At 30.7% G+C, this 2167-nt stretch carries 2 protein-coding genes; both read left to right on the forward strand.

The genetic code is table 11. From position 1 onward, the window contains the following. The first annotated feature begins 104 nt into the window (after nt 1-104). Nucleotides 105-752 carry a hypothetical protein gene (locus GJV77_RS14600; RefSeq protein ID WP_155037061.1) on the forward strand — a complete coding sequence of 216 codons (648 nt, stop codon included), beginning with the start codon at nt 105-107 and terminating at the stop codon, nt 750-752. Nucleotides 753-871: 119 nt separating this feature from the next. Then, the coding region (locus tag GJV77_RS14605) for an AIPR family protein (RefSeq protein ID WP_240142899.1) at nt 872-2167 on the forward strand (1296 nt) is incomplete at its 3' end.

The raw sequence follows: 2167 nt of genomic DNA on the forward strand, positions 1-2167 counted from the left end.
CCCTGATACTATTTTAGGACTTTTTCAGTGCCCTCAAGAATGCGGAGGATTTTGTTTATGCGATGAGATTGGATGGTAAAATAAAAGAAACAACCGTTTTGAATATGGATAGTGAAGTAGTTGATTGGAATCTAAATATATTGGACTCTTTTGTTGGAGAATTGGGAGACTCAAGTATTATTGATAGCAATAGTTTTCTATGGAGAGATATTGATAAAAATAAGATACTTAATTTTGTTAATAGCTTCAAGCTCAATATCGATGATGAACTAGGTATTAACTTTAAAATGCCTTTGAAATTTGTCAAGCAGTATATAGAAGATAGAGATACTCTATGGGATGTAGCTTTGTATAGTGGTGAAGGAGATGAGAAATTTTTTTATAATAAAACCATCAAAAAAGAGAAACGTAAATTAAAATTAAAAGAAAATAATCATTTTATATTTTCTAATAGAAACATCAGTTCAGGAGAATCTGAGGGAATTGTTTTAGGTGGTAATAATAATTTTGGTAGTAATCGTCGATTAATTAGATCTAAAATGACAAAACCCTTATTAATGCTTCACATTATTCAACCAGAGTTTTTAGATATTAAACCGAAAGATGCTAATATAGAAGTAGTGGCCGCTTATGGGGTAAGTTTTCCTGGAGATGTCAGTTCTAAAGAGGAAGCGACTAAGGTTAAAATTAATTCCGTATTTATACAGAATTTAATTAAACAAATGGAAGAAGATAGCAAAGGGGATGATTAATTATTTTCTTTGTTGTAATGGATTTTAATATATAATTTATAGACTATATGATTAGTTTAGAAGAGTTTTATGAGCATTTCAGACAATCAGTAATTTCTGATGCTGAAAGCAGGGGATTAATGAGACCACAGGCTTTTTTTGAAACAGTTTGTGAGGATTTAGTATCTATTGGAGATTTAACTAATAATTATAGTTATTCACAGTTTAGTAAACGCGGTATCGAGATACATGGATATGATTATGATGAAGAGAGACGGGTGTTAACTCTATTAAATTATCAGTATTTTCAAAATGATTTTATCGAAACATTAACCGGTGCTCAGATCGATACTAAGTTAACGCGAACAAAGAATTTTTTTAGTGAATCAACAAGACAGGATGGTAATGCTTTATGGAAAAAAATAGAAGAAAGTAGTGAAGCTTATTCAGCGTCTTATCTTTTATACGATTATTGTTTAAGAGAAAAAGTTGATAAGGTTAGAGTATTGTTACTTACTGATGGAAAAGTAACAAGTAGGTTAAAAGAAATTCCTGCGGAGAGAATAAATGATTTTGACTTTGAGTTTAGAATCATTGATATTGAATATTTACAAAAGATTTATTTATCACAAAATGAATTGAGTGATTTTGAAATTGATGTAAATCTCCCTGCTTTAAAAATAGATAGTGGTTCAGGTTATTATCAATCTTATTTGACTGTTATAAACGGGCTAGATATTGTTGATATCTATGATAAACATGGACAAAAGCTTTTTGAACAAAATGTTAGAACATTTCTTCAGTTCAGAGGAGATGTAAATAAAGGTTTAAGAAATACAATTGAGAATCGTCCAGATATGTTTTTTGCCTATAACAATGGTATTACTGCAACTGCTTCAGATGTGGAATTGGATAGTGATGGACGTATTACGAAGATCAAAAATTTTCAAATTGTAAATGGGGCACAAACAACATCGGCTATCTATGCCTCAAATATAAATAATGGACATAATGTCTCAGATGTTAATGTGCAGATGAAACTTTCTGTGGTTGATGATGGTAAAAATTTAAGTGAATTTGTTTCTAAAGTAGCTGAATATGCCAATACGCAGAATAAAGTAAATAAATCAGATTTCTTTTCTAATAGTTCATTTCATAGAGAGATGAAGGATTATTCAAATAGAGTATTTGCTCCTGCAGTTGGCGGTGTACAAGTTAGAACTCATTGGTATTACGAGAGAGTTCGAGGTGAATATCTAAATGAAATGACTTATATGGAGTCTAAAGAGAAGCAAAGATTTATCAATGAGAATCCTAAAAACCAACTTATTGATAAAAGATTTCTAGCTAAAGCTGAAAATTCCTGGAATCAAAAACCTTATATTGTTTCCAAAGGTGCTGGTTATTTCGGTCGGACCATGCCACCTATTTCGGTC

It is taken from the genome of Myroides pelagicus (assembly GCF_009711055.1).
In the GTDB taxonomy this organism is placed as follows: Bacteria; Bacteroidota; Bacteroidia; order Flavobacteriales; family Flavobacteriaceae; genus Flavobacterium; species Flavobacterium pelagicum.

Bases quoted from the DNA above. Each gene is read 5' to 3' on its own strand.
- GJV77_RS14600 (WP_155037061.1), top strand. From the start codon at position 105: ATGGATAGTGAAGTAGTTGATTGGAATCTAAATATATTGGACTCTTTT.